Genomic DNA, 19,507 nt, shown 5'->3' with positions numbered 1-19,507 from the left:
CGATGCACCGTTCCTTCTTTCTCCAGAACCCTTCTGTCCTGTGGTTCCTCGTGATCCTTACGGGCTTTACCGTCGGCGTGACGCTTCTGTCCGAAGTGACGGGCGTCGGCCTCATCTCGACCTCTTTCGTCAAAACGCTGGGCAAAACGCTGTGCCTGTGTCTGGTGGCGATCGCGATGGACGTGGTGTGGGGCTATTGCGGGATCCTGTCGCTCGGTCATTTTGCGTTTTTCGGCATCGGCGGCTATGCCATCGGCATGTGGCTGATGTATGCGCGCACCGAAGGGATCGTGCTCGACAGCCTTGCAGGCCAGCCCATCCCGCCCACACCGGCAGAGATTTCAGACGCCATTGGCAACCAGATTTTTGGCGTGGTGGGCAGCTCGGAATTTCCGCTGATCTGGGCATATGCCGATACGCTTTTGTTGCAGTTGGCGATGGTCGTTCTGGTGCCGGGCCTTTTGGCCCTCGTCTTTGGCTGGCTGGCGTTTCGGAGCCGCGTGACAGGGGTTTACCTGTCGATCCTCACACAGGCGATGACGCTGGCGCTGGCGCTTTATCTGTTTCAGAACGACAGCGGTTTGCGCGGCAATAACGGCCTGTCGGGCTTGCAGAACATTCCCGGTTTCGAGGCCACGAGCCAAGCCACGATATCGGTGGTCTTCTTCGTGGCGTCTGCGCTTGCGCTGGCCGCGGGTTACGTGTTTTTCGCGTGGATCGTCTCGGGCAAGATGGGCAGCGTGATCAAGGGCATCCGCGACAACGAAGCCCGCGTGCGGTTTCTGGGCTACCATGTGGAGAGCTACAAGCTGTTCGTGTTTACCACCACGGCGGTCGTCGCGGGGATTGCGGGTGCGCTTTACTATCCACAGGCGGGCATCGTGAACCCCGGTGAGATCGCGCCCATCGCGTCGATCTATCTCGCGGTTTGGGTCGCGATCGGCGGGCGCGGTCGGCTCTATGGGGCGGTGATCGGGGCGGGGTTTGTATCGCTCTTGTCGAGCTGGTTCACCGGCGGCGGCGCGCCGGATATCGCGCTGGGGTTCTACACGGTGCAATGGACCGACTGGTGGCTTGTCCTTCTGGGCGTGTCGTTTGTGGCGGTCACCCTATTTTTTCCCAAAGGCATCGGTGGCCTGTTTGATCTGCTGGTGAGGAAACAGCCATGAGCATGCTTTTGGAGGTCGACGGCGTGTCGGTGTCATTCGACGGGTTTCGCGCCATCAACAATCTGTCGATCAATTTCGCACCGACCGAACTGCGCGCCATCATTGGCCCGAATGGTGCCGGCAAGACGACGTTCATGGACATCGTGACCGGCAAGACAAGGCCCGACACGGGGCGGGTGATCTGGGGCGCGCGCAATGTGTCCTTGCTGGGCATGTCCGAAAGCCGCATAGCGCGCGAAGGCATTGGACGCAAATTCCAGAAACCCACGGTGTTCGAAGCACAGACCGTGCGACAGAACCTTGCCATGGCGCTGAAAAACCCGCGCGGGCCCCTGGCCGTGCTGCGCCACCGCAAAACCGCTGCGAATGCGGCGCGCATCGATGCGGTTGCCGAAGACGTGGGTCTTGCACACAGTCTGGGCCGGATCGCCGGAGAGTTGAGCCACGGACAGAAGCAATGGCTGGAGATCGGAATGCTGCTGGCGCAGGAGCCGCGGCTGATGCTGGTCGATGAACCTGCCGCTGGCATGACCCCCGAGGAGCGCGAGAAGACCACCGATATCCTGAAGGCTGCGGCACGGACCCGTGCCGTGGTGGTGGTGGAGCATGACATGGAGTTTGTCCGACGGCTCGATTGCAAAGTGACAGTGCTGCACGAAGGATCGGTGCTGGCCGAAGGCAGTCTGGACCATGTGACATCGAACCAGACGGTGATCGACGTCTATCTGGGGCGCGCGCATGCTTGAAGTCAGCCATATCGACCTGAAATACGGGCAAAGCCAGATCCTCTATGACGTGTCGCTGCGCGCTGCGCCGGGGCGTATCACGGCCGTGATGGGCAACAACGGTGTCGGCAAAACGAGTCTGCTCAAGGCGGTGTCAGGGCGGCATCCGGTAAGCGGGGGGCAGGTCGCGATTGATGGCGCGCGCGTGCATCTGGGGTCGGCATTCCACGCGGCGCGGGCGGGGATCGCCTATGTGCCGCAGGGGCGTGAGGTGTTCGCGATGATGAGCGTTTGGGAAAACCTCCAGACCGGATTTGCCTGCTTGCCGAAATCGCAGCGCCGCGTGCCGGATCACTTGTTCGAACTGTTCCCGGTCTTGCGCGATATGCAATCGCGGCGCGGCGGCGATCTGTCGGGCGGGCAGCAACAGCAGTTAGCGATTGCGCGGGCGCTGGTGACACGGCCGCGTGTCCTGCTGCTGGACGAGCCGACCGAGGGTATTCAGCCCAATGTCATCCAGCAGATCGGCGACGCGCTCGAGGCATTGCGGGATGCGGGGGAGATGGCGATCGTGCTGGTCGAACAGAACGCCGATTTCGCGTACCGATTGGCGGATGATTTCGTGGTGATCGAACGGGGGCGGGTCAAGCGCGAGGCGGGCAGGGACAGCTATGCCAAGGACGCGCTGATGGCTGATTTGGCGCTCTAGCGGGGCGTTTCGCCGCCCACGAGATACCGGCGTGCGCGTGCGGCCCCACGGGCAATCGCCTCCGGGTCCTGCAGGATCTTGGAGGCGGTCAGCGTGGCGTTCATGTTGTCCTGCAGATCGCGGGCAAGTTCGGTCGCGGGCAGGTCGTGCAGCAGCCGACCGTCATCGGCCAGATCGGTCACGATGGTACGGTAGTAGTCTTCGAACACCGCAAAGGCATGTTGCACGGCCCCGCGCACACCATCGCTGGAGAGCGACAGTTCCAGCCCGATGTTCACGAACGGACATCCGCGCAGCATGCCTTCGGTGCGGTAAAGCGCGGTGTGGCTTTCGTAGATGCGCTGATAGATCGCGGCGAGCCGGTCCAGCGGATCAACCTGTTGCGCAAAGCTGTCGGTGAAAACATATCCTTCCGTGCGCTCAAGTGCGCGGCCGACGGCGGCGATTGCAATCGCTTCCTTGGAGCGGAAATGCTGGTAGACGGTCGCCTTGTTCATGCCCGCCGCATCGCTGAGCGCGTTCATGTTGGTGGCGTGGTATCCGTCCTTCCAGAACAGATCGATCGCCGCGTCGAGGATTTGGGCTTTGGTGGAATCAGCTTTCATGGCGCAACAATACCGCCCGGTCGGTTGAAGTCCATCGGACTGGCGCAACCGGCTCGACAATGCGCACCCGAGCGCGGTACTGGTTTCGGCGTGGCTATTCGGGGCGGAGAATGCTGTGTCCAATCTCAAGCTGGAGCAATTGCGGACTTTTCTGGCCGTGGTGCGTTTCAAAAGCATCAACCGTGCGTCCGAGGCGCTGAACCTGACGCAGCCGGCCGTCACCTCGCGGATCAAGGCGCTGGAAGAGGCGCTGGGGACCGACATATTCGAGCGCACCGCCGCCGGTATGCGGCTGACCAAACGCGGTGACATGTTGCTGCACTACGCCGAGCAGTTTCAACATCTGTCCGAACTGGTGGATGCGCATGTGGTCGACGCGAGCGGGGTGGACCGGTTGATCCGGCTCGGCGTGTCAGAGACCGTGGCGCAGAGCTGGCTGCCGGATTTTGTGGGTGCATTGCACAAGGCATTTCCACAGCTCAAGATCGAGATCAGCGTCGATATTTCGAGCAATTTGCGCGAACAGCTTTTGGGGCACGAGATCGATCTGGCGGTCCTGTTGGGGCCGATTTCGGATTATACAATCGACAACGTCATCCTGCCGGATGTGGCGCTTGCGTGGTTTCGAGCGCCCGGCGGATCACCGCAGGATGCGGTCGATCTGTCGTCGGTTCCGATTGCCACCTATGCCCGCAACACGCGCCCCTACCGCGAACTGCGCGCGGCCCTGTTTGAACGGTTCGGCCCCGATGTCTCGATGTTCCCGTCGTCGTCGCTGTCGTCATGTTTTCGCATGGTCGAGGCCGGTCTTGCCGTGGGCGCATTGCCGATATCGCTCGGGGCGCCTATGGAACGCGATGGCAAACTGGTGCGCTTCGATCCGGGATGGACCCCGAAACCGCTCAGGTTTTCAGCGTCTTACCTTGGTGAGCCGCGCAGCCATCTGATTGAAACGGCGGCGAAAATGGCCGAAGAGATTGCGGGAAAAGCGATATAGAAAATTTCTATATCAGAACCCAAATTTATACTATTTGATTTTATATCGGATCGACCGGACCCTTGAGCAGAGGGAAAAGGGATTCGGACGTGAACCAGCAATTCGAAGAGCTCAAATCGCAAAGCACACGCCAGGTGCGTGCGCAAATCCGTGCCTGCGCGTATGCCGGACACACGGCCGGATTGGGCAAAGACAATTTGCAGGCCAATCTGGCCATTCTGCCTGCCGCGCATGCGCTGGATTTCATGCGGTTTTGCCAGCGCAATCCCAAACCATGCCCGCTGGTCGGCGTGTCGGATACGGGCGTGCCGCAGATGACGACACTGGGGCGCGATATCGATATCCGCACGGATCTGCCTGCCTATTACGTCTACCGCGACGGCGTGTTGGTGGACGCGCCGCAGGACATCACCGATTTGTGGCAGGATGATTTCGTCGCTTTTGCGCTGGGTTGTTCATTCACATTCGAGCATGCGCTGGAGCGCGCAGGCATCAAGCTGTGGCACATCGCCAACAACACCACCGTGCCGATGTTTGCATCCAACATCCCCACCGTGAGCGCCGGGCCGTTCGGTGGGGCAACAGTGGTCAGCATGCGGGCGATCCCCGATCATCAGGTTGCCGAAACCATCGAAATTTCGAACCGCTTTCCAATGGCGCACGGCGGGCCGCTGCATGTCGGCGACCCCGCGCAGATCGGCATTGCGGATCTGGACCGCCCCGACTGGGGGGACCGCGCCCCCGTGCCCGAGGGGACAACGCCCGTGTTCTGGGCCTGCGGGGTGACCCCGCAGGTCGCGATCATGCGGGCGGGTCTGCCCATCTGCATCACGCACAAACCCGGCGCGATGTTGATCACCGATGTGGCCGATGACGCGGAAACAACAATTCTGAGACCATAATAAACCAACAGGAGACGAACCGATGAAAGCACTGACAACTACGCTGGGCGCCTTGACGCTGGCGGCTACGGCGGCAATGGCCGACAATCCCGTGGTTCTCAACGCCGTGGGCACATGGTCGAGCCTGACCAACTACCAAAAGCACGAAGAGCCGTTTTTCAACACCCGTCTGGCCGAGGCGTCCGACGGCCAGATTGTCGGCAAGATCCAGTCGCAATCGGGTCTGGGGCTGAAGGGGTTCGAGATCATGCGTTTGGTCAAGAACGGCGTCTTTGATTTCGCCTTTGGCCTGCCGGGCTACGTGGCCGCGGAGAACGCGATTTTCGAAGGGGCCGACCTGTCGACCCTGACACAGGACATTGAAACGCAGCGCAAGGTGTCGCAGGCGTATTTCGAGACGCTGGAGACGGCGTTCGCGGACATCTATAATGCCAAGCTTCTGATGCTGTATCCCTTTCCCAGCCAGACCTTGTGGTGCAACGGCGAAGTGAACGGGATCGCCGATCTTGAGGGCAAGAAAATCCGCGTCTATTCCACGACGCTGGGTGATTTTGTCGAAGGTGTGGGCGGCACGTCCGTCACGGTGGCCTTCTCCGAGGTGATCCCTGCGCTTGAAAAGGGTGTCGTCGATTGCGCCATCACCGGCACGATGTCCGCCTATTCGGCGAACTGGAACCAGGTCGCAACGCATGCCTACACCCTGCGCGTGGGCTGGGGGCTCGCCTTCGGTGCGATGAACATGGACAAGTGGAACAGCCTGAGCGCCGAGCAGCAAGCCCTGCTCACCACCGAAATTGCGACCCTTGATGACGCGATGTGGGCCGAAACGGCGACCGAGGACGACATCGCCATTTCGTGCATCACCGGCGGCAGCTGTGACATCGGAGAGGCAGGCTCCATGACGCTGGTAGAGCCGTCAGCCGAAGATCTTGCGCTGCGCGATACCATCGCCAACGACGTGATCCTTGCCCGCTGGGCCGACAGATGCGGCGCGGAATGTGCAGCAAACTGGAACGAGACCGTAGGCCCCATTCTGGGCATGACCGCAACCGCTAAATAGGCGGTGCCCGCGCGGGGCTGCACATAGTTGTGTGGCCCCGCGGCTTCCAAGGATTGGATTTCCAGACATGCTAGACCGGATTCTGAACGGCACCCGCAAGGCGAGCCTGTGGCTTACCTGGCTGGGGGGGACATTAATTGTGCTGTCCGCCTTTCTTGTCACGCTCGAAGTGCTGTTGCGCAAATTGTTCAACGTGTCGCTGGGCGGTGCGGACGAGATTTCGGGATATGCCTTTGGCGTGGCGACGACGCTGGGCTTTTCCTATGCCCTGTTCGAGCGCGCCCATATCCGGGTGGATGCCCTGCTGGGGGTGATCCCTGCGGTGCTGCGCCCGATCATCAACTTTCTGGGTCTCGTGCTGCTGATCGGCTTTGCGCTGGTCGTGGTCGTGATGGTCTGGGGCATGGTCGGAGACACACTCGACAACGGGTCGCGGTCTATCACGCCGATGCGGGTGCCGCTGGCGATCCCGCAGGTGCCGTGGCTGATCGGTTGGATGTTCTTTGTCTTTTCGGGCGTTCTGATCGGGGCGGTGGCCATCCGCCAATTCCTGCGCGGTGACGTGCAGGGGGTGCAGGAACTCATCGGTGTCAAATCGCTCGACGAGCAAATTCAGGACGAGACGGTATAAAATGCTTATCAAGACGCTTTTGATCCTGCTGGCCCTGATCGGGCTGGCCGTCCCCATCGCCGCCGCGCTTGGCTGGCTGGGCCTGATCCTGCAATGGACCGACAGCCCCATGCCGCTGCACCGCGCCATTTCCGACATGGCTTGGCAGACCAGCACCGATTTCCTGCTGGTGGCGATCCCGATGTTCGTGATGATGGGTGAAATCCTGCTGCGGGCGGGCATCACCGAGCGGATGTACGACGGTATCGTCAAATGGCTGGGCTGGTTGCCCGGTGGCCTGATGCACTCCAACATCGGATCCTCCGCGCTGTTTGCCGCGACATCCGGGTCCTCCGTGGCCACCGCCGCCACCATCGGCACCGTGGCCGTGCCACAGATCGAAAAGCGCGGCTATAACGAAAGCCTGTTTCTCGGCACGGTTGCCGCGGGGGGCACATTGGGCATCCTGATCCCGCCGTCGATCAACCTGATCCTCTACGGGCTGCTGACCAACACCTCGGTGCCGGAACTCTACCTTGCCGGCTTTATCCCCGGTTTCCTGCTGGCCGCCCTGTTCATGGCCACGGTTGTGGTGGCCTGCCTGATCAAGCCCGGCTGGGGCGGTGAAAAGCTGCTCTATACATGGGGGGAGCGGCTGCGCGCGCTGCCGTCACTGATCCCGCCGCTGGGGATCTTTCTGGTGGTCGTGGGCTCGATCTATGCGGGCTGGGCCACGCCGACGGAAGCGGCAGCGCTGGGTGTGGTCGCCTCGATGCTGCTGGCCACGCTCAACGGGAAAATGTCCATCAGCATGATGCGGATGGCGATCGAGGGCACGATGCGCACCACCGCGATGATCATGCTGATCATCATTGCGGCTGTCTTTCTCAACTTTGTCCTGTCCATCATCGGTCTGACGCAGGCTCTGACGGATTTTGTCACCGGGCTCGGCTGGACGCCGATGCAGACGATGCTGATGATCGTGGCGGTGCTGATCCTGATCGGATGCTTTATGGAGACCCTCTCGATGCTGCTGACGATGGCGCCGCTGATCACGCCCATCGTGGTGGCGCTGGGTTTTGATCCGGTGTGGTTCGGGATTTTGCTGATGGTCCTGCTGGAGACCGCGCTGATTACCCCGCCCATCGGTATCAACCTCTATGTCGTTCAGGGCATCCGAAAGGCCGGGCCGATGATCGACGTGATCCGGGGCGCGCTGCCCTTTGTGGTCACGATGTTCGTGATGCTGGGGCTGTTGCTGGTTTTCCCGCAACTTGCGCTTTGGCTGCCGTCGCTCTTTTACTGACGGGAAATTCCGGCAATCCATTACACAATTAATGTCGGCGCCGCCGGCAAACAGAGGAACTCTATCATGTGGCAGTTTTGGGTCGACCGCGGTGGCACCTTTACCGATATCGTGGCGCGCACCCCCGAAGGGTCATTGCGCACGCACAAGCTCCTGTCCGAGAACCCCGAACGCTATGCCGATGCAGCGGTGCAGGGGGTGCGTGAGCTGATGGGGCTCGAGGCGCAGCAGGACATTCCGCGCGGCGCCATTGCAGCCGTGAAGATGGGCACGACCGTCGCAACCAACGCGTTGCTGGAGCGCAAAGGCACCCGTACGGCGCTGTTCATCACCAATGGGCTGCGCGATCTTCTGCGGATCGGATACCAGAACCGGCCGCGCCTGTTCGATCTGAATATCGAGCTGCCCGAATTGTTGTACGATGACGCCGTTGAGGTCGACGAACGGCTGGCCGCGGATGGCACCACTGTGCGCCCGCTGGACGGTGACGCGGCGCGGGCCGCGCTGCAGGCGCGCTTCGATGCGGGGTACCGTTCTGTCGCGGTGGCATTGATGCACAGCTATCTCAACCCGGCGCACGAGCAACGCATCGGTGCGCTGGCCCGTGACGTGGGATTTACGCAGATTTCGCTGAGCCATGAGGTCAGCCCGTTGATCAAGCTGGTGGGCCGCGGCGACACGGCGGTGGTCGATGCCTATCTGTCGCCGATCCTGCGCCGGTATGTCGATCAGGTCTCTGCCGCGCTGGGCACCGGGGCGGGGGGCTGCGAGCGGTTGATGTTCATGCAGTCCAATGGCGGCCTGACCGACGCGCGGATGTTTCACGGGCGCGATGCGATCCTGTCGGGGCCTGCGGGCGGGGTTGTGGGCATGGTGCGCACCGCCGCCGATCTGGGCCTCGAGAAGCTGATTGGGTTCGATATGGGCGGTACCTCGACCGATGTGTGCCATTACGCAGGCCGCTTTGAGCGGTCATTCGATACCGAAGTCGCGGGCGTGCGGATGCGTGCGCCGATGATGTCGATCCACACCGTTGCCGCAGGCGGCGGATCGATCCTGAGCTTTCGGGATGGCCGGATGCAGGTCGGCCCCGAAAGTGCGGGGGCGAACCCCGGGCCTGCCGCCTACCGCAGGGGCGGGCCGCTGACCGTGACGGATTGCAACGTGCTTCTGGGCAAGCTGCAACCGGACCAGTTTCCCAGCGTTTTCGGCCCGAACGGGAACGAGCCGCTGGACGTCGAGGCCGTTCGCGCGGGGTTCGAAGCCTTGGCCGCCGAAATGGGCAGCGCCAAGCCGGTCGAGGAACTGGCCGAAGGGTTCTTGCGCATCGCGGTTGAAAACATGGCCAACGCAATCAAGCAGATCAGCGTTCAGCGTGGCTATGACGTGACGCGGTACACGATGAACTGTTTTGGCGGGGCAGGCGGGCAGCACGCCTGTCTGGTGGCCGACGCTTTGGGTATGGAGCAGATATTCATCCACCCCTATGCGGGCGTGCTGTCGGCATTTGGCATGGGGCTTGCGGATATAAGCGCCATGCGGGAGCGCCAGTTCGAAGGCGATCTGCAAGATGCAGGTGTGACCGATGCGCTGGCGGAAATGGAGGCCGCGGCTGTGCAAGAAGTGGCGGAGCAGGGCGTCGACAGGGCCGATATTGACACCACACGCACCGTGCATATTCGCCCGGCCGATGCTCAACGCAGCCTTGCTGTCGCCTTTGACACACCACAGGTGATGCAGGACGCCTTCATGGAGGCGCACCGCCAAAGGTTCGGGTTTTTGCCGCGCACGGACCAGCTGATCATCGATATGCTGGTGGTGGAGGCTGCGGGCAAGACCGGCGAGACCGTTTCCCTGCCCGATCCCGTCGCGGACGGTGCCACCCCCGCGCGGGCGACGCTTTACACCGGTCAGACATGGCGCGAGGTGCCGTTGGTGGACCGCGCCGGTATGGGCGTTGGCCAAAAGGTCAGCGGACCGGCCATCGTGACCGAACCGACCGGGACCAATGTGATCGAGGAGGGGTGGGAGGCCACCTGCGAAGCGGGCGGCAACCTGATGCTGCGCCGCACCGTGCCGCTGTCCCGCGCAGAGGCGATTGGCACGCAGGTCGATCCGGTGATGCTCGAGGTGTTCAACAACCTGTTCATGTCCATCGCCGAGCAGATGGGGGCAACGCTGGCCAACACGGCCTATTCGGTGAACATCAAGGAACGCTACGATTTCTCCTGCGCGATTTTTGACCAGAACGGTGATCTTGTGGCGAACGCGCCGCACGTGCCGGTGCATCTGGGCTCCATGTCGCAAAGCGTGCGTACGATTCTGGCGCAGAACGCGGGCACCGTGCGCCCGGGCGACGTGTTCATGATGAACAACCCCTTCAACGGGGGCACCCATTTGCCCGACGTCACGGTGATCACGCCGGTCTTTGACGATACCGGCACGCGGATCATCTATACGGTCGCCTCGCGGGGGCACCATGCGGATATCGGCGGCAAGACACCCGGTTCCGCCCCGCCCGACAGCCGCAGCATCACCGAAGAGGGCGTGTTGATCGACAACTTCAAGCTGGTCTCCCAAGGCGTGTTGCAAGACGCCGCCGCGCGTGAATTGCTGGGCTCCGGCCCCTATCCCTGCCGCAACGTAGATCAGAACATGGCCGATCTGGCCGCCCAGATCGCGGCGAACGAAACGGGGGCCGCGGAATTGCGCAAGATCACCGCCCAATTCGGCATCGACGGGGTGCACGCCTATATGGGTCATGTGCAGGACAACGCCGAGGAAAGCGTGCGGCGGGTGCTCGATGTGCTGCACGACTGCGCATTCACCTATCCGCTGGACGGGGGCGCGCAGATCTGTGTGGCGATCACCGTTGACCGCACGGCGCGCAGTGCCACGATTGATTTCACCGGCACATCGGCGCAATCCCCGCTGAACTACAATGCGCCGCTCGCCATTTGCCGCGCGGTGGTGCTCTACGTCTTCCGCACGCTTGTGGGCAGTGACATCCCCATGAACGAAGGCTGCATGAAACCGTTGTCGCTGATCGTGCCGCAGGGGTCGATGATCAACCCCGAGGCACCGGCGGCGGTCATTTCGGGCAACACCGAGGTCAGCCAGGCAATCGCCGATGCGCTTTACGGGGCATTGGGCGTCATTGCGGGCAGTCAGGGAACGATGAACAATTTCGTCTATGGCAACGCAGAGATGCAGAACTATGAGACCATCTGCGGAGGCACGGGGGCTGGTCCCGACTTCGACGGCACCAGCGCGGTCCACAGCCATATGACCAACACGCGGATGACCGATCCCGAAGTGCTCGAGACGCGGTTTCCGGTGCGGGTCGAGGAGTTTTCCATCAGACACGGCTCGGGCGGGGCGGGCAAACACCACGGCGGTGATGGCATTGTCAGACGCCTGCGGTTTCTGGAGCCGATGACCGTGACCGTGCTGTCATCGCACCGCGTCTGTGCGCCGCAAGGCTGTGCGGGTGGTGCACCCGGTCAGGTGGGCATCAATGCGATTGCCCGCGCTGACGGACGCACCGAAGCCTTGCAGGGCAACGATGCGGCCGAGCTGGACGCGCAGGATGTCTTTGTCATGCACACCCCCGGCGGTGGCGGGTTCGGGCGCGCCCAATAGGCGATCGTGCGCGCCCGGTCTTTCGGGTGCGCGTGCCCTATCCGACGACGTTGTGTTCGGGTCCGTAAGGGAAGCCGGTGATGTTTTCGTTGCCGTCCTCAGTGATGATCAGGATATCGTGTTCGCGGTATCCGCCTGCACCGGCCATCCCTTCGGGGATCGTCAACATCGGTTCCATCGAAATCACCATGCCGGGTTCCAGAACCGTATCGACGTCTTCGCGCAGTTCGAGCCCGGCCTCGCGGCCGTAGTAGTGGCTCAGCACGCCGAACGAATGGCCGTAGCCAAAGCTGCGGTATTGCAGCAGGTCACGTTCTTCGAAAAAGGCGTTGATCCGGTGGGTGACCTGCGCACAGGACATGCCGGGTTTAAGCAGGCTGATCCCCAGTTCGTGCGCGGCGACGTTCGCCTCCCAGATGGCCAGCGACGCGGGGTCAACGCTGTCGACGAAAAGCGTCCGCTCCAATGCGGTATAATAGCCCGAAATCATCGGGAAGGTGTTGAGGCTCAGAATGTCGCCGGACATCAGGGCGCGGCTGGTGACGGGGTTATGGGCACCGTCGGTGTTGATGCCGGACTGGAACCAGACCCATGTGTCGCGGTATTCCGCGTCGGGAAAGCGGCGGGCAATCTCGAGCTCCATCGCATCGCGCCCTGCCATTGCCACGTCGATTTCGCGGGCGCCTGCGCGGATTGCATCGCGGATGGCGTACCCGCCCACATCCGCAGTCGCCGCACCGGCCCGGATCAACGCGATTTCAGCTGCCGATTTGTGGCACCGCTGGGTCATCGTCGCAGGGGCAATGTCAATCGTGCGCGCAGGGTTCAAGAACTCGGTCAGAAGTCCCATTTGCGTCGTGGCAAGATGGTCGCCTTCATAGCCGATCACGCGTTGCTTTCCCGTCACCGTCTCGATGGCGCGCCAGTAGTTGTTCCGCTGCCAGTCGGTGTAGGTGATGTTGTCGCCGTAGCCGCGCCGCCACGGCTGTGCCGCGTCGATGCCCGCGCTGATGGTGACCGTCTGGGTTGCCGTGACCACTTGCGCATAGGGCCGCCCGAAGGCGCAATAAAGAAACCCGGAATAATACGCGATGTTGTGCATCGAGGTGAGCACACAGGCGTCGATACCGTCGCGGGCCATGATCCGGCGCAATCCGGCAAGCCGGGCCTCATATTCGGTATCGGCAAAGGGCAGTTGTTTGTCGCCCTGGTGAAACCGGTACTGGGTCGGGCGGTTGGAAGTATCTGTGCGAAGGGTGGAATTTCCGTCCATCGTAAGCTCCTGTTCAGGCCATGCGACACGAACAGGAAGGGCTTTGACCTTCCCCGCCGTGTGCAACGGCAAAGCAAGATCCCGGCGTTCAGGATGGGGTGGGGAGCTTGTCCGGCGCATTGCCGGAGGCGACGCCATCGCCGCTCCCTGCGCACTTCTTAGGCGCAAGATATCGCAGCAATCAAGCTTTTTGTGCGCGGCGGCTCAGGTGGGTGTGTTCATCCGGCGCCGCCGCTCGCGGATCATCGCATCGGCGGCCTGTGTCCCATCGTGGAACGATCCAAAGAGCTTGTCCCACGGAATTTCGAGCGATCCGTAGTTACACTCGAAATAGCGGTGGTGCATCTGGTGGTGGAAGGTGCCCAGTGCGAGGCGGTTCTTGTCCTTGACCACCAGCCCTTCGAAGCCGGTGTGCGTGGTGGCGGCTGTCAGGGCATAGTATTGCAGATGGAAGAGGATATGCACCGGATGCGCGGCCACGACCCAGTGGATCAACACCGATCCGAGGAAAATGACGTGTTCGACCGGGTGCATGGACAGCCCCGACCAAGGCCCGACGTTGATGTTGCGGTGATGCAGCGCGTGGACGTGGCGGTATAGAAACGGCACATGCAGCAAACGGTGGATCCAGTAGAAATAGAAACTCTCCCAGATCGGGATCAGGAAAAACAACGCGATGAACCACACGGGATGCGCGGCCCATGTCAGCATCGGGGCATAGCCGTTGGCCATCGCCCAGAACATCAGCACCTCATAGGCCGTCCACACCGTCACGCCGCTGGCCAGTGTCCAGAACATGTTGTCACGGATCTGGCCGCCGAGGCTGAACTGTTTTCCGTTTTTCATCAGCGGGCGCGGATCGTAGCGCAGATGTTTGCCCTGCCGCGTGAAGCTGTAGAAATAGAGGTGCAGGCCGCCTGCAACGGCAGTCATCAACACCAGATTTCGCAGATACATCTGCGCGATCCAGTCGATCGAGAGCGTGCGCGTCTGCTCGAGCGGGGGCTGGAACCAGTGGAAGGACACCAGCGCAATGCCCACGATGATCAGCTTTTCGGTGATGAGGAACCACGAATTCCACACCCATGCTGCCATCTCGCGCGGTTGCGGCGGCCATGAGAAAAACGGCGATACCTTGATCGGGACAGCGGGCGTGTGGTTCCAGCCCTTGAGTGGTGCATCTTCCATTGCCAAGCCTTTCTGTGCGTGGTCGAGCCCAGTTTGACAGGTTGGCCTGTCTGTGAAAAACAGTTTTTATCGTCCAGCTTCATCTGAAAATCAGAGGTTATGATGTCCCTGTCGTTCAAGGCGATGACCTATTTCACGGCCGCCTTGCGCCACGGCAATATCGCCCGCGCGGCGGCCGAGCTGAATATCGCTGCATCGGCCGTATCGGCAGCCATCGATCAGGTGGAGGCCGCGTTTGACCTGACGCTGGTCACACGGCAGCGCGCCCGCGGGATACAGCCCACAGCCAGCGGGCGTGTCGTCGCCGCCAAGATTGACCGGCTGCTGGAGGAATACCGCGCGGTCATGGTTCAGGGCGCTGATTTGCGACATGGGGCAGGCGGTACGCTGCGCATCGGGTATTACGCGCCGATCGCCCCCGCCTTTCTGCCCCGCATTCTGGATCAGATCACCGCCGACGGGTCCGGCCTGCATCTTCATCTGGACGCATGCGACAATGATGCCGCCCAAAGCGGTCTTCTGGACGGGACGTATGACGCGATCCTTTTCGTCAGCGATGTCGCGCAGCCTGCGGTGGCCTTTGATCCGTTGGTGCAGGCGCCGCCCTACTGTCTGCTGCCCCTGTCACATCCGTTGGCGCAGCTGGAGGCCGTATCGCTGGCGCAGATCGCGCGTGAGCCGATGATTGTCCTCAACCGCCCTGTTGTATCGGGCTACTACCAAAGCCTGTTGGACGCGCACGACCTCGAAATCGCGGCCTATGCCAATTCGACCGAAATGGTGCGCAGCCTTGTGGGGGCGGGCCGTGGCTGTGCCATCCTGAACATGCACCCCCTGAGTACCGAAACCTATGCGGCGGATAGGGTTGTGGCCGTTCCGATTGCCGATCCGCTGCCGCCGCTGACCCTGTCGGTCGGATATGACAAAAGCCGCCCGCGTCGCGTGGTGGCGGATTTCGCCGCGGCCTGTCGTGCCCATTTCGGCACGGGGGGCGCTGGCCTTGCGACCGTGGTGCCGCCCCCGCAGGCCTAGCCGGTGGGCCCGAAGGTTTCGAAGTGGATGTTACCGGCAGGCACTCCTGCGTCCTCAAGGCCTGTGCGGATGTCCGACAGAAAGGCCGCAGGCCCGCAAAGCATGTACTGCGCGTCAGGGCCCGCACCCAGCGACAGCAGCGATTGTGCGGTGATCCGGCCGGTTTGATCGTGGGTCAGATCGGTGTCGCGCGGGCGGCTGTAGGCGGTGTGCACGTGTATGTTGTCGCGCATCGCGGCCAGTTGAGTGACCTCGTCACCAAGGGCGTGCTGCGCACCGTCCCGCGCACCATGGACGTACCATGCTGGCCTGTCTGTCTGCTCCGACGCGACGCTGTGCAGGATCGAGAGCATCGGCGTCAGCCCGACGCCGACACTTACCAGCACCAGCGGGCAGGTGCTGCAGGGAACCACGAAATCCCCCGAGGGCCGCCGCGCGGCGATGGTGTCGCCCTGCGCAATGTTGTCGTGCAAAAAGCGCGATGCGGTGCCTTTGTCCTCGCGTTTGATCGTCAGGCGATAGGTTTTTGCATCTGCAGGGCCTGAAAGCGAATAGCTGCGCCGTACCGGTTCAGCCGCGCCCGGAACCGCCAGTTCGACGGGCAGATGCTGTCCCGGCTCGAACGGGGCAAGCGCGTCGCCATCGGCTGCGGCAAGATAGAAAGATGTCAGACCGTCGGCCTCGACCACCTTCCGCTGGACGATCAGCGTGCGCAGGTCCGCGTCATCGGCGGCCCAGCGTAGCGAGAGCGCTGCGGGCCGCTCGATCACACGCTCCACCGTCACGTCGATCATGCGGCGGATGGCGGGATTGTCCATCCCCGACGGGGCCCAGTCCACCCGTGCGCGCCCGCTGACGTGCAGCAGACCGCCCGTGGCGAAATCGACAAATACCAGCCCGATCCGTGGATCGGTCATCAGATTGCCGATGGTGTTGAAAAAGTTGTTGCCCGCATAATCGGGAATGCGCAGGCGGTCAGGGGCCGCCACCTCGACGAACCCCGGCGCGCCTCCGCGGTGCGAGGCATCGAAACCGTCAGACGCGGCATCCCCGCGCCCGGTGTGACCACTGCCGATAAAAAGCGTATCGGCCCCCCGCACCAGCGCACTCTGGGAAGGCGTAAGATGATCGCCGCTCAGCGCGTCGGCGGGAGTATGATCGGTCACGCGCCGCCATGTGCGTTCGTGGATGTACTGCGGACAATTGCCAAAACTCTGTCGAACATCGATGACATAGCTGCCGTTCTCGGGGCGGATGGTGCCCGACATGCGATTGCGTCTGCGGCTGGCCAGTTCGATCCCCAATACGCCGATGTCAGCCCCCGCGTTGAAGGCCGCAGCCAGCGGATCGCGCGCATCGATGGCTGTGTCGAGTGTGAGCCGGCGTGGATCAGGAGATTCGATAAACCCGTCGCGTCCTTCGATGAGGGTCGTCCAGATGAAACCGGCGCTATCCTCGCCTGATGTGACGAGGAACGGCATATTGCTGAAAAACGCGCGGTGCTGGTCGGGCATGGCATCGCGGATGAACCCGGCGGCCCATGACGCGACATCGCCCGCGCCCGCGCGTTTTTGCGCTTCGATTTCGCCTGCGTGAAAGGGGGTATCAATATCTTGCATGGTCGGTCCTCCGGATGGGGGTGGGGTGCCGCTGCCCCGTGGCGCAGCGGCGGGGACATTCAGGCGGCAGTGTCGGCGCGCAGGCCAACGGACGTGGCGGGCATCGGTTCAAACCCGTCGAGCGCTTCAAACCGGTCGATCCACGCGCGCACACGGGGGTAGGGCGCGAGCGATACGTTCCCCTCGGGCGCGTGCGCGGTGTAGGAATAAATCGCGACATCCGCCACCGTGGGCTGTGCCCCGGCAAGCCACGGATCATTGGCCAGACCGGCTTCGATCTTGGCCATGGCGCGGTTGGCGACGCTGGCGCAAAACTCTGCATCGAGCGGCGCGCCGAAAACCGTGATCAGCCGCGCGGCGGCAGATCCGAAGGCGACTTCGCCCGCCGCCAGGGTCAACCACCGTTGCACGGTTGCTTCGCCTTCGGGGTCGGTGGGCATCCAGTCGGGTGCATATTTGCGGGCGAGATACACCAGAATGGCGTTGGAATCGGTGATGACAGTATCGCCGTCCTCGAGCACCGGAACCTGACCATTGGGGTTGAAAGCGAGAAATTCGGGCGTCTTGTGCGCGCCTGCGGCCAGATCGACGTGCACCGCGTCATGGGCGATGCCGGCGAGTTTGGCAAAGACCAACGCGCGGTGGGCGTGACCGGATTTCGGAAAGTGGTGGATGCGGATCTGATTTGGCATTTGAAGTCTCCAGTATGGGGCCAGCGGGGGAAAACGGCTGGTCCATAAGAGATGCATTGAAACTGGATAAATGATAATACGCCTTATCGAGCCAACTTTGTGAACTGAAAGGGCTTAATGAGGCATGGACAAGATCGACCGGATGCGCGCCTTTGCGGCGGTGGCGCGAGAGGCATCGTTTACCGGCGCGGGCAAGCGGCTGAACAAATCCACCCGCCTGATCAGCAAATACGTCGCCGATCTCGAAGCGTCGCTGGGTGTGCAGCTCTTGCACCGGACCACCCGCAGCGTGTCGTTGACCGATGTGGGGGCGACCTATCTGGCGCAATGTCTGCCGTTGCTCGACGGGTTCGACGAGCTGGAAGAAACCGTTCGTACCGCACAGACGGCATTGAAGGGCCAGATCCGGATTGCGGCGCCCACGGGGTTCGGCGCGCTGCGGGTTGCGCCGTCGCTGGCCACGTTTTCGCAACTGCACCCCGAGGTCGACATTGATCTGCAACTGTCCGACAGGCGGGTGTCGATCATCGACGAAGCGATTGATCTGGCGGTGCGGATCGGGCCATTGCGCGACAGCACACTGGTGGCGCGGCGATTGGGGGGCATGCCCCTGATTTGCTGTGCGGCGCCCGCCTATCTGGCGCGGGCGGGCACGCCTGCGCATCCGCACGCGCTGGCCACCCATGCCTGTGTGCGCGATGGCAATACCTCCGATCCTGCCAACTGGCACTTCCGCATCGAGGAGGAGGACGTGACCGTCAGGGTCGGCGGGCGGCTGCGGTCCAACGCACCGGCCGCGTCCGTGCGCATCGCGATGGCCGGGGCCGCAATCGCGATGTGCCCCGCCTATGCCGTCTGGGAAGCGCTGGAGGCGGGCGAACTGGTCGAGCTGTTCAAGCCCTACCGCGCGCCCCCCTACACCGTCGCAGCACTCTATCCGCCCAACCGGATGCTGACGACGCGGGTGCGCAGCCTGCTTGACCATCTGGCATCCGACCGTTTGATCGAACCCGCGTGGAGCTAACCCCGTTTCGGCTTGTCGTCTTCGAGCGGAATGAACTCGGCGTCGTCCCCGGGGGGCAGCTTGAACGGGCCGTTTTCCCAGTCGGCCTTGATCCACGCCTCTTTCGCTTCTTCGATCCGGTCCTTGCGCGAGGACACGAAATTCCACCAGATGTAGCGGCTTTCGTTCATGGTGGCGCCGCCCAGTAGCATCAGGCGGGCGCCTTTTGGCCCTGCGGACGCGCTGATCCTGTCGCCGGGGCGGAAGATCATCAACCGGCCTTCGTCAAAATTATCGCCCGCAACGGTGATGCTGCCTTGGGTGACATAGATGCCGCGGTCTTCGTGGTTGTCGGGCAGCGGAAAGGACGCGCCGGGGGCCAGCTGCACATCGACATAGAAGGTTTCGGATTGCATCGTGACGGGGCTTTGATGCCCGTAGGCTTCGCCCAGAATGAGCCGCGCCTCCACGCCGGTATCGGTGATCACGGGCAGCGCATCTTCCTTGTGGTGTTCGAAGTCAGGCGCCATTTCCTCGCTGTCTTCGGGCAGGGCGATCCATGTCTGGATGCCAAACAGGTTGTGGCGCGTGGCACGGGTGTCGGCGCTGGTGCGCTCCGAATGGGTCACGCCGCGCCCCGCGACCATCCAGTTGACCTCACCGGGATAGATCATCTGGTGGGTGCCAAGGCTGTCGCGATGTTCGAATTCGCCCTGATACAGATAGGTCACGGTGCCCAGCCCGATATGGGGGTGGGGACGCACGTCGATGCCGCCATCGGTGATGAACTCGGCCGGCCCCATCTGGTCAAAGAAGATGAACGGCCCGACCATCTGGCGCTTGGGCGAGGGCAGCGCGCGCCGGACCTCGAAACCGCCCAGATCACGCGCCCGCGGAATGATCAGCGTTTCCAGCGCGTCGGCCCCTGCTTCGGGGCATTCTGGCGATTGGGTCGGGTTCCAGCTCATCTCGGGC

General features: G+C 62.5%; 17 protein-coding genes. 11 read left to right on the top strand and 6 right to left on the bottom strand.

Annotated features, from left to right (window positions below; all coding sequences use genetic code 11):
• Window positions 1-2 precede the first annotated feature (2 nt).
• The 3 genes from urtC to urtE are packed head-to-tail and all read left to right on the top strand — an operon-like array spanning window position 3 to window position 2,603.
• Window positions 3-1,169, top strand: coding sequence for an urea ABC transporter permease subunit UrtC (gene urtC, locus K3756_RS13755; protein WP_259988315.1), 1,167 nt, complete (start codon window positions 3-5; stop codon window positions 1,167-1,169).
• Entirely contained in the window at window positions 1,166-1,915 is a 750-nt protein-coding gene (urtD, locus tag K3756_RS13750) for an urea ABC transporter ATP-binding protein UrtD (RefSeq protein ID WP_259988313.1), read from the top strand. The genes urtC and urtD overlap by 4 nt, the downstream gene beginning before the upstream one ends.
• Window positions 1,908-2,603, top strand: a complete 696-nt coding sequence (urtE, locus tag K3756_RS13745; protein ID WP_259988311.1) for an urea ABC transporter ATP-binding subunit UrtE — start codon at window positions 1,908-1,910, stop codon at window positions 2,601-2,603. Before urtD ends, urtE begins: the two co-directional genes overlap by 8 nt.
• On the opposite strand, the gene K3756_RS13740 is transcribed toward urtE, so the two are convergent.
• Window positions 2,600-3,208, bottom strand: coding sequence for a TetR/AcrR family transcriptional regulator (locus tag K3756_RS13740; protein WP_259988309.1), 609 nt, complete (start codon window positions 3,206-3,208; stop codon window positions 2,600-2,602). The two genes, urtE and K3756_RS13740, sit on opposite strands and share 4 nt — an antisense overlap.
• Before the next feature lie 115 nt (window positions 3,209-3,323).
• Between K3756_RS13740 and K3756_RS13735 the strand changes: the two genes are divergently transcribed.
• The 6 genes from K3756_RS13735 (at window position 3,324) to K3756_RS13710 (ending at window position 11,725) form a co-directional block, all read left to right on the top strand.
• Window positions 3,324-4,205, top strand: a complete 882-nt coding sequence (locus K3756_RS13735) for a LysR family transcriptional regulator (RefSeq protein WP_259988307.1) — start codon at window positions 3,324-3,326, stop codon at window positions 4,203-4,205.
• Between the two features lie 89 nt (window positions 4,206-4,294).
• Complete coding sequence (locus K3756_RS13730) at window positions 4,295-5,107, top strand: putative hydro-lyase (protein WP_259988305.1); 813 nt, start codon at window positions 4,295-4,297, stop codon at window positions 5,105-5,107.
• A gap of 22 nt (window positions 5,108-5,129) precedes the next feature.
• Entirely contained in the window at window positions 5,130-6,167 is a 1,038-nt protein-coding gene (locus tag K3756_RS13725; protein WP_259988303.1) for a TRAP transporter substrate-binding protein, read from the top strand.
• A 67-nt stretch (window positions 6,168-6,234) separates the two neighbouring features.
• The gene (locus tag K3756_RS13720; protein ID WP_259988300.1) at window positions 6,235-6,798 is read left to right on the top strand and encodes a TRAP transporter small permease subunit; all 564 of its coding nucleotides are present in this window, start codon (window positions 6,235-6,237) and stop codon (window positions 6,796-6,798) included.
• Between the two features lies 1 nt (window position 6,799).
• A complete protein-coding gene (locus tag K3756_RS13715) occupies window positions 6,800-8,083 on the top strand; it encodes a TRAP transporter large permease (protein WP_259988298.1) in 1,284 nt (427 codons plus the stop codon).
• A gap of 66 nt (window positions 8,084-8,149) precedes the next feature.
• Entirely contained in the window at window positions 8,150-11,725 is a 3,576-nt protein-coding gene (locus tag K3756_RS13710) for a hydantoinase B/oxoprolinase family protein (protein ID WP_259988296.1), read from the top strand.
• Window positions 11,726-11,762: 37 nt separating this feature from the next.
• Here the strand turns inward: K3756_RS13710 and K3756_RS13705 are convergent, their stop codons facing one another.
• Both K3756_RS13705 and K3756_RS13700 read right to left on the bottom strand, forming a co-directional pair.
• The gene (locus K3756_RS13705; RefSeq protein WP_259988294.1) at window positions 11,763-12,998 is read right to left on the bottom strand and encodes an aminopeptidase P family protein; all 1,236 of its coding nucleotides are present in this window, start codon (window positions 12,996-12,998) and stop codon (window positions 11,763-11,765) included.
• Window positions 12,999-13,202: 204 nt separating this feature from the next.
• A complete protein-coding gene (locus tag K3756_RS13700; protein WP_259988292.1) occupies window positions 13,203-14,186 on the bottom strand; it encodes a sterol desaturase family protein in 984 nt (327 codons plus the stop codon).
• Between the two features lie 102 nt (window positions 14,187-14,288).
• Between K3756_RS13700 and K3756_RS13695 the strand changes: the two genes are divergently transcribed.
• The gene (locus tag K3756_RS13695; protein WP_259988290.1) at window positions 14,289-15,218 is read left to right on the top strand and encodes a LysR family transcriptional regulator; all 930 of its coding nucleotides are present in this window, start codon (window positions 14,289-14,291) and stop codon (window positions 15,216-15,218) included.
• On the opposite strand, the gene K3756_RS13690 is transcribed toward K3756_RS13695, so the two are convergent.
• Window positions 15,215-16,837: a pyridoxamine 5'-phosphate oxidase family protein gene (locus K3756_RS13690; protein WP_259988288.1), complete on the bottom strand. Its 1,623-nt coding sequence runs from the start codon at window positions 16,835-16,837 to the stop codon at window positions 15,215-15,217. The genes K3756_RS13695 and K3756_RS13690 overlap by 4 nt on opposite strands.
• Before the next feature lie 59 nt (window positions 16,838-16,896).
• Window positions 16,897-17,529, bottom strand: coding sequence for a glutathione S-transferase family protein (locus K3756_RS13685; protein ID WP_259988286.1), 633 nt, complete (start codon window positions 17,527-17,529; stop codon window positions 16,897-16,899).
• Between the two features lie 124 nt (window positions 17,530-17,653).
• On the opposite strand from K3756_RS13685, the gene K3756_RS13680 reads away from it, so the two are divergent.
• A complete protein-coding gene (locus K3756_RS13680; RefSeq protein WP_259988283.1) occupies window positions 17,654-18,553 on the top strand; it encodes a LysR family transcriptional regulator in 900 nt (299 codons plus the stop codon).
• On the opposite strand, the gene K3756_RS13675 is transcribed toward K3756_RS13680, so the two are convergent.
• A complete protein-coding gene (locus K3756_RS13675) occupies window positions 18,550-19,500 on the bottom strand; it encodes a pirin family protein (RefSeq protein WP_259988281.1) in 951 nt (316 codons plus the stop codon). The genes K3756_RS13680 and K3756_RS13675 overlap by 4 nt on opposite strands.
• Window positions 19,501-19,507: the final 7 nt, after the last annotated feature.

Origin of the sequence: Sulfitobacter sp. S190 (genome assembly GCF_025141935.1) — a bacterium.
GTDB lineage: Bacteria > Pseudomonadota > Alphaproteobacteria > Rhodobacterales > Rhodobacteraceae > Sulfitobacter.
The sequence above is the reverse complement of the archived record's forward strand: the minus strand, read 5'-3'. Positions and strand labels throughout refer to the sequence as shown.

What these genes read in the sequence shown, in the direction of transcription:
- urtC (WP_259988315.1), top strand. Translation starts at nt 3, where the DNA reads ATGCACCGTTCCTTCTTTCTCCAGAACCCTTCTGTCCTGTGGTTCCTC.
- urtD (WP_259988313.1), top strand. Translation starts at nt 1,166, where the DNA reads ATGAGCATGCTTTTGGAGGTCGACGGCGTGTCGGTGTCATTCGACGGG.
- urtE (WP_259988311.1), top strand. Translation starts at nt 1,908, where the DNA reads ATGCTTGAAGTCAGCCATATCGACCTGAAATACGGGCAAAGCCAGATC.
- K3756_RS13740 (WP_259988309.1), bottom strand. Translation starts at nt 3,208, where the DNA reads ATGAAAGCTGATTCCACCAAAGCCCAAATCCTCGACGCGGCGATCGAT.
- K3756_RS13725 (WP_259988303.1), top strand. Translation starts at nt 5,130, where the DNA reads ATGAAAGCACTGACAACTACGCTGGGCGCCTTGACGCTGGCGGCTACG.
- K3756_RS13720 (WP_259988300.1), top strand. Translation starts at nt 6,235, where the DNA reads ATGCTAGACCGGATTCTGAACGGCACCCGCAAGGCGAGCCTGTGGCTT.
- K3756_RS13715 (WP_259988298.1), top strand. Translation starts at nt 6,800, where the DNA reads ATGCTTATCAAGACGCTTTTGATCCTGCTGGCCCTGATCGGGCTGGCC.
- K3756_RS13710 (WP_259988296.1), top strand. Translation starts at nt 8,150, where the DNA reads ATGTGGCAGTTTTGGGTCGACCGCGGTGGCACCTTTACCGATATCGTG.
- K3756_RS13705 (WP_259988294.1), bottom strand. Translation starts at nt 12,998, where the DNA reads ATGGACGGAAATTCCACCCTTCGCACAGATACTTCCAACCGCCCGACC.
- K3756_RS13700 (WP_259988292.1), bottom strand. Translation starts at nt 14,186, where the DNA reads ATGGAAGATGCACCACTCAAGGGCTGGAACCACACGCCCGCTGTCCCG.
- K3756_RS13695 (WP_259988290.1), top strand. Translation starts at nt 14,289, where the DNA reads ATGTCCCTGTCGTTCAAGGCGATGACCTATTTCACGGCCGCCTTGCGC.
- K3756_RS13690 (WP_259988288.1), bottom strand. Translation starts at nt 16,837, where the DNA reads ATGCAAGATATTGATACCCCCTTTCACGCAGGCGAAATCGAAGCGCAA.
- K3756_RS13685 (WP_259988286.1), bottom strand. Translation starts at nt 17,529, where the DNA reads ATGCCAAATCAGATCCGCATCCACCACTTTCCGAAATCCGGTCACGCC.
- K3756_RS13680 (WP_259988283.1), top strand. Translation starts at nt 17,654, where the DNA reads ATGGACAAGATCGACCGGATGCGCGCCTTTGCGGCGGTGGCGCGAGAG.
- K3756_RS13675 (WP_259988281.1), bottom strand. Translation starts at nt 19,500, where the DNA reads ATGAGCTGGAACCCGACCCAATCGCCAGAATGCCCCGAAGCAGGGGCC.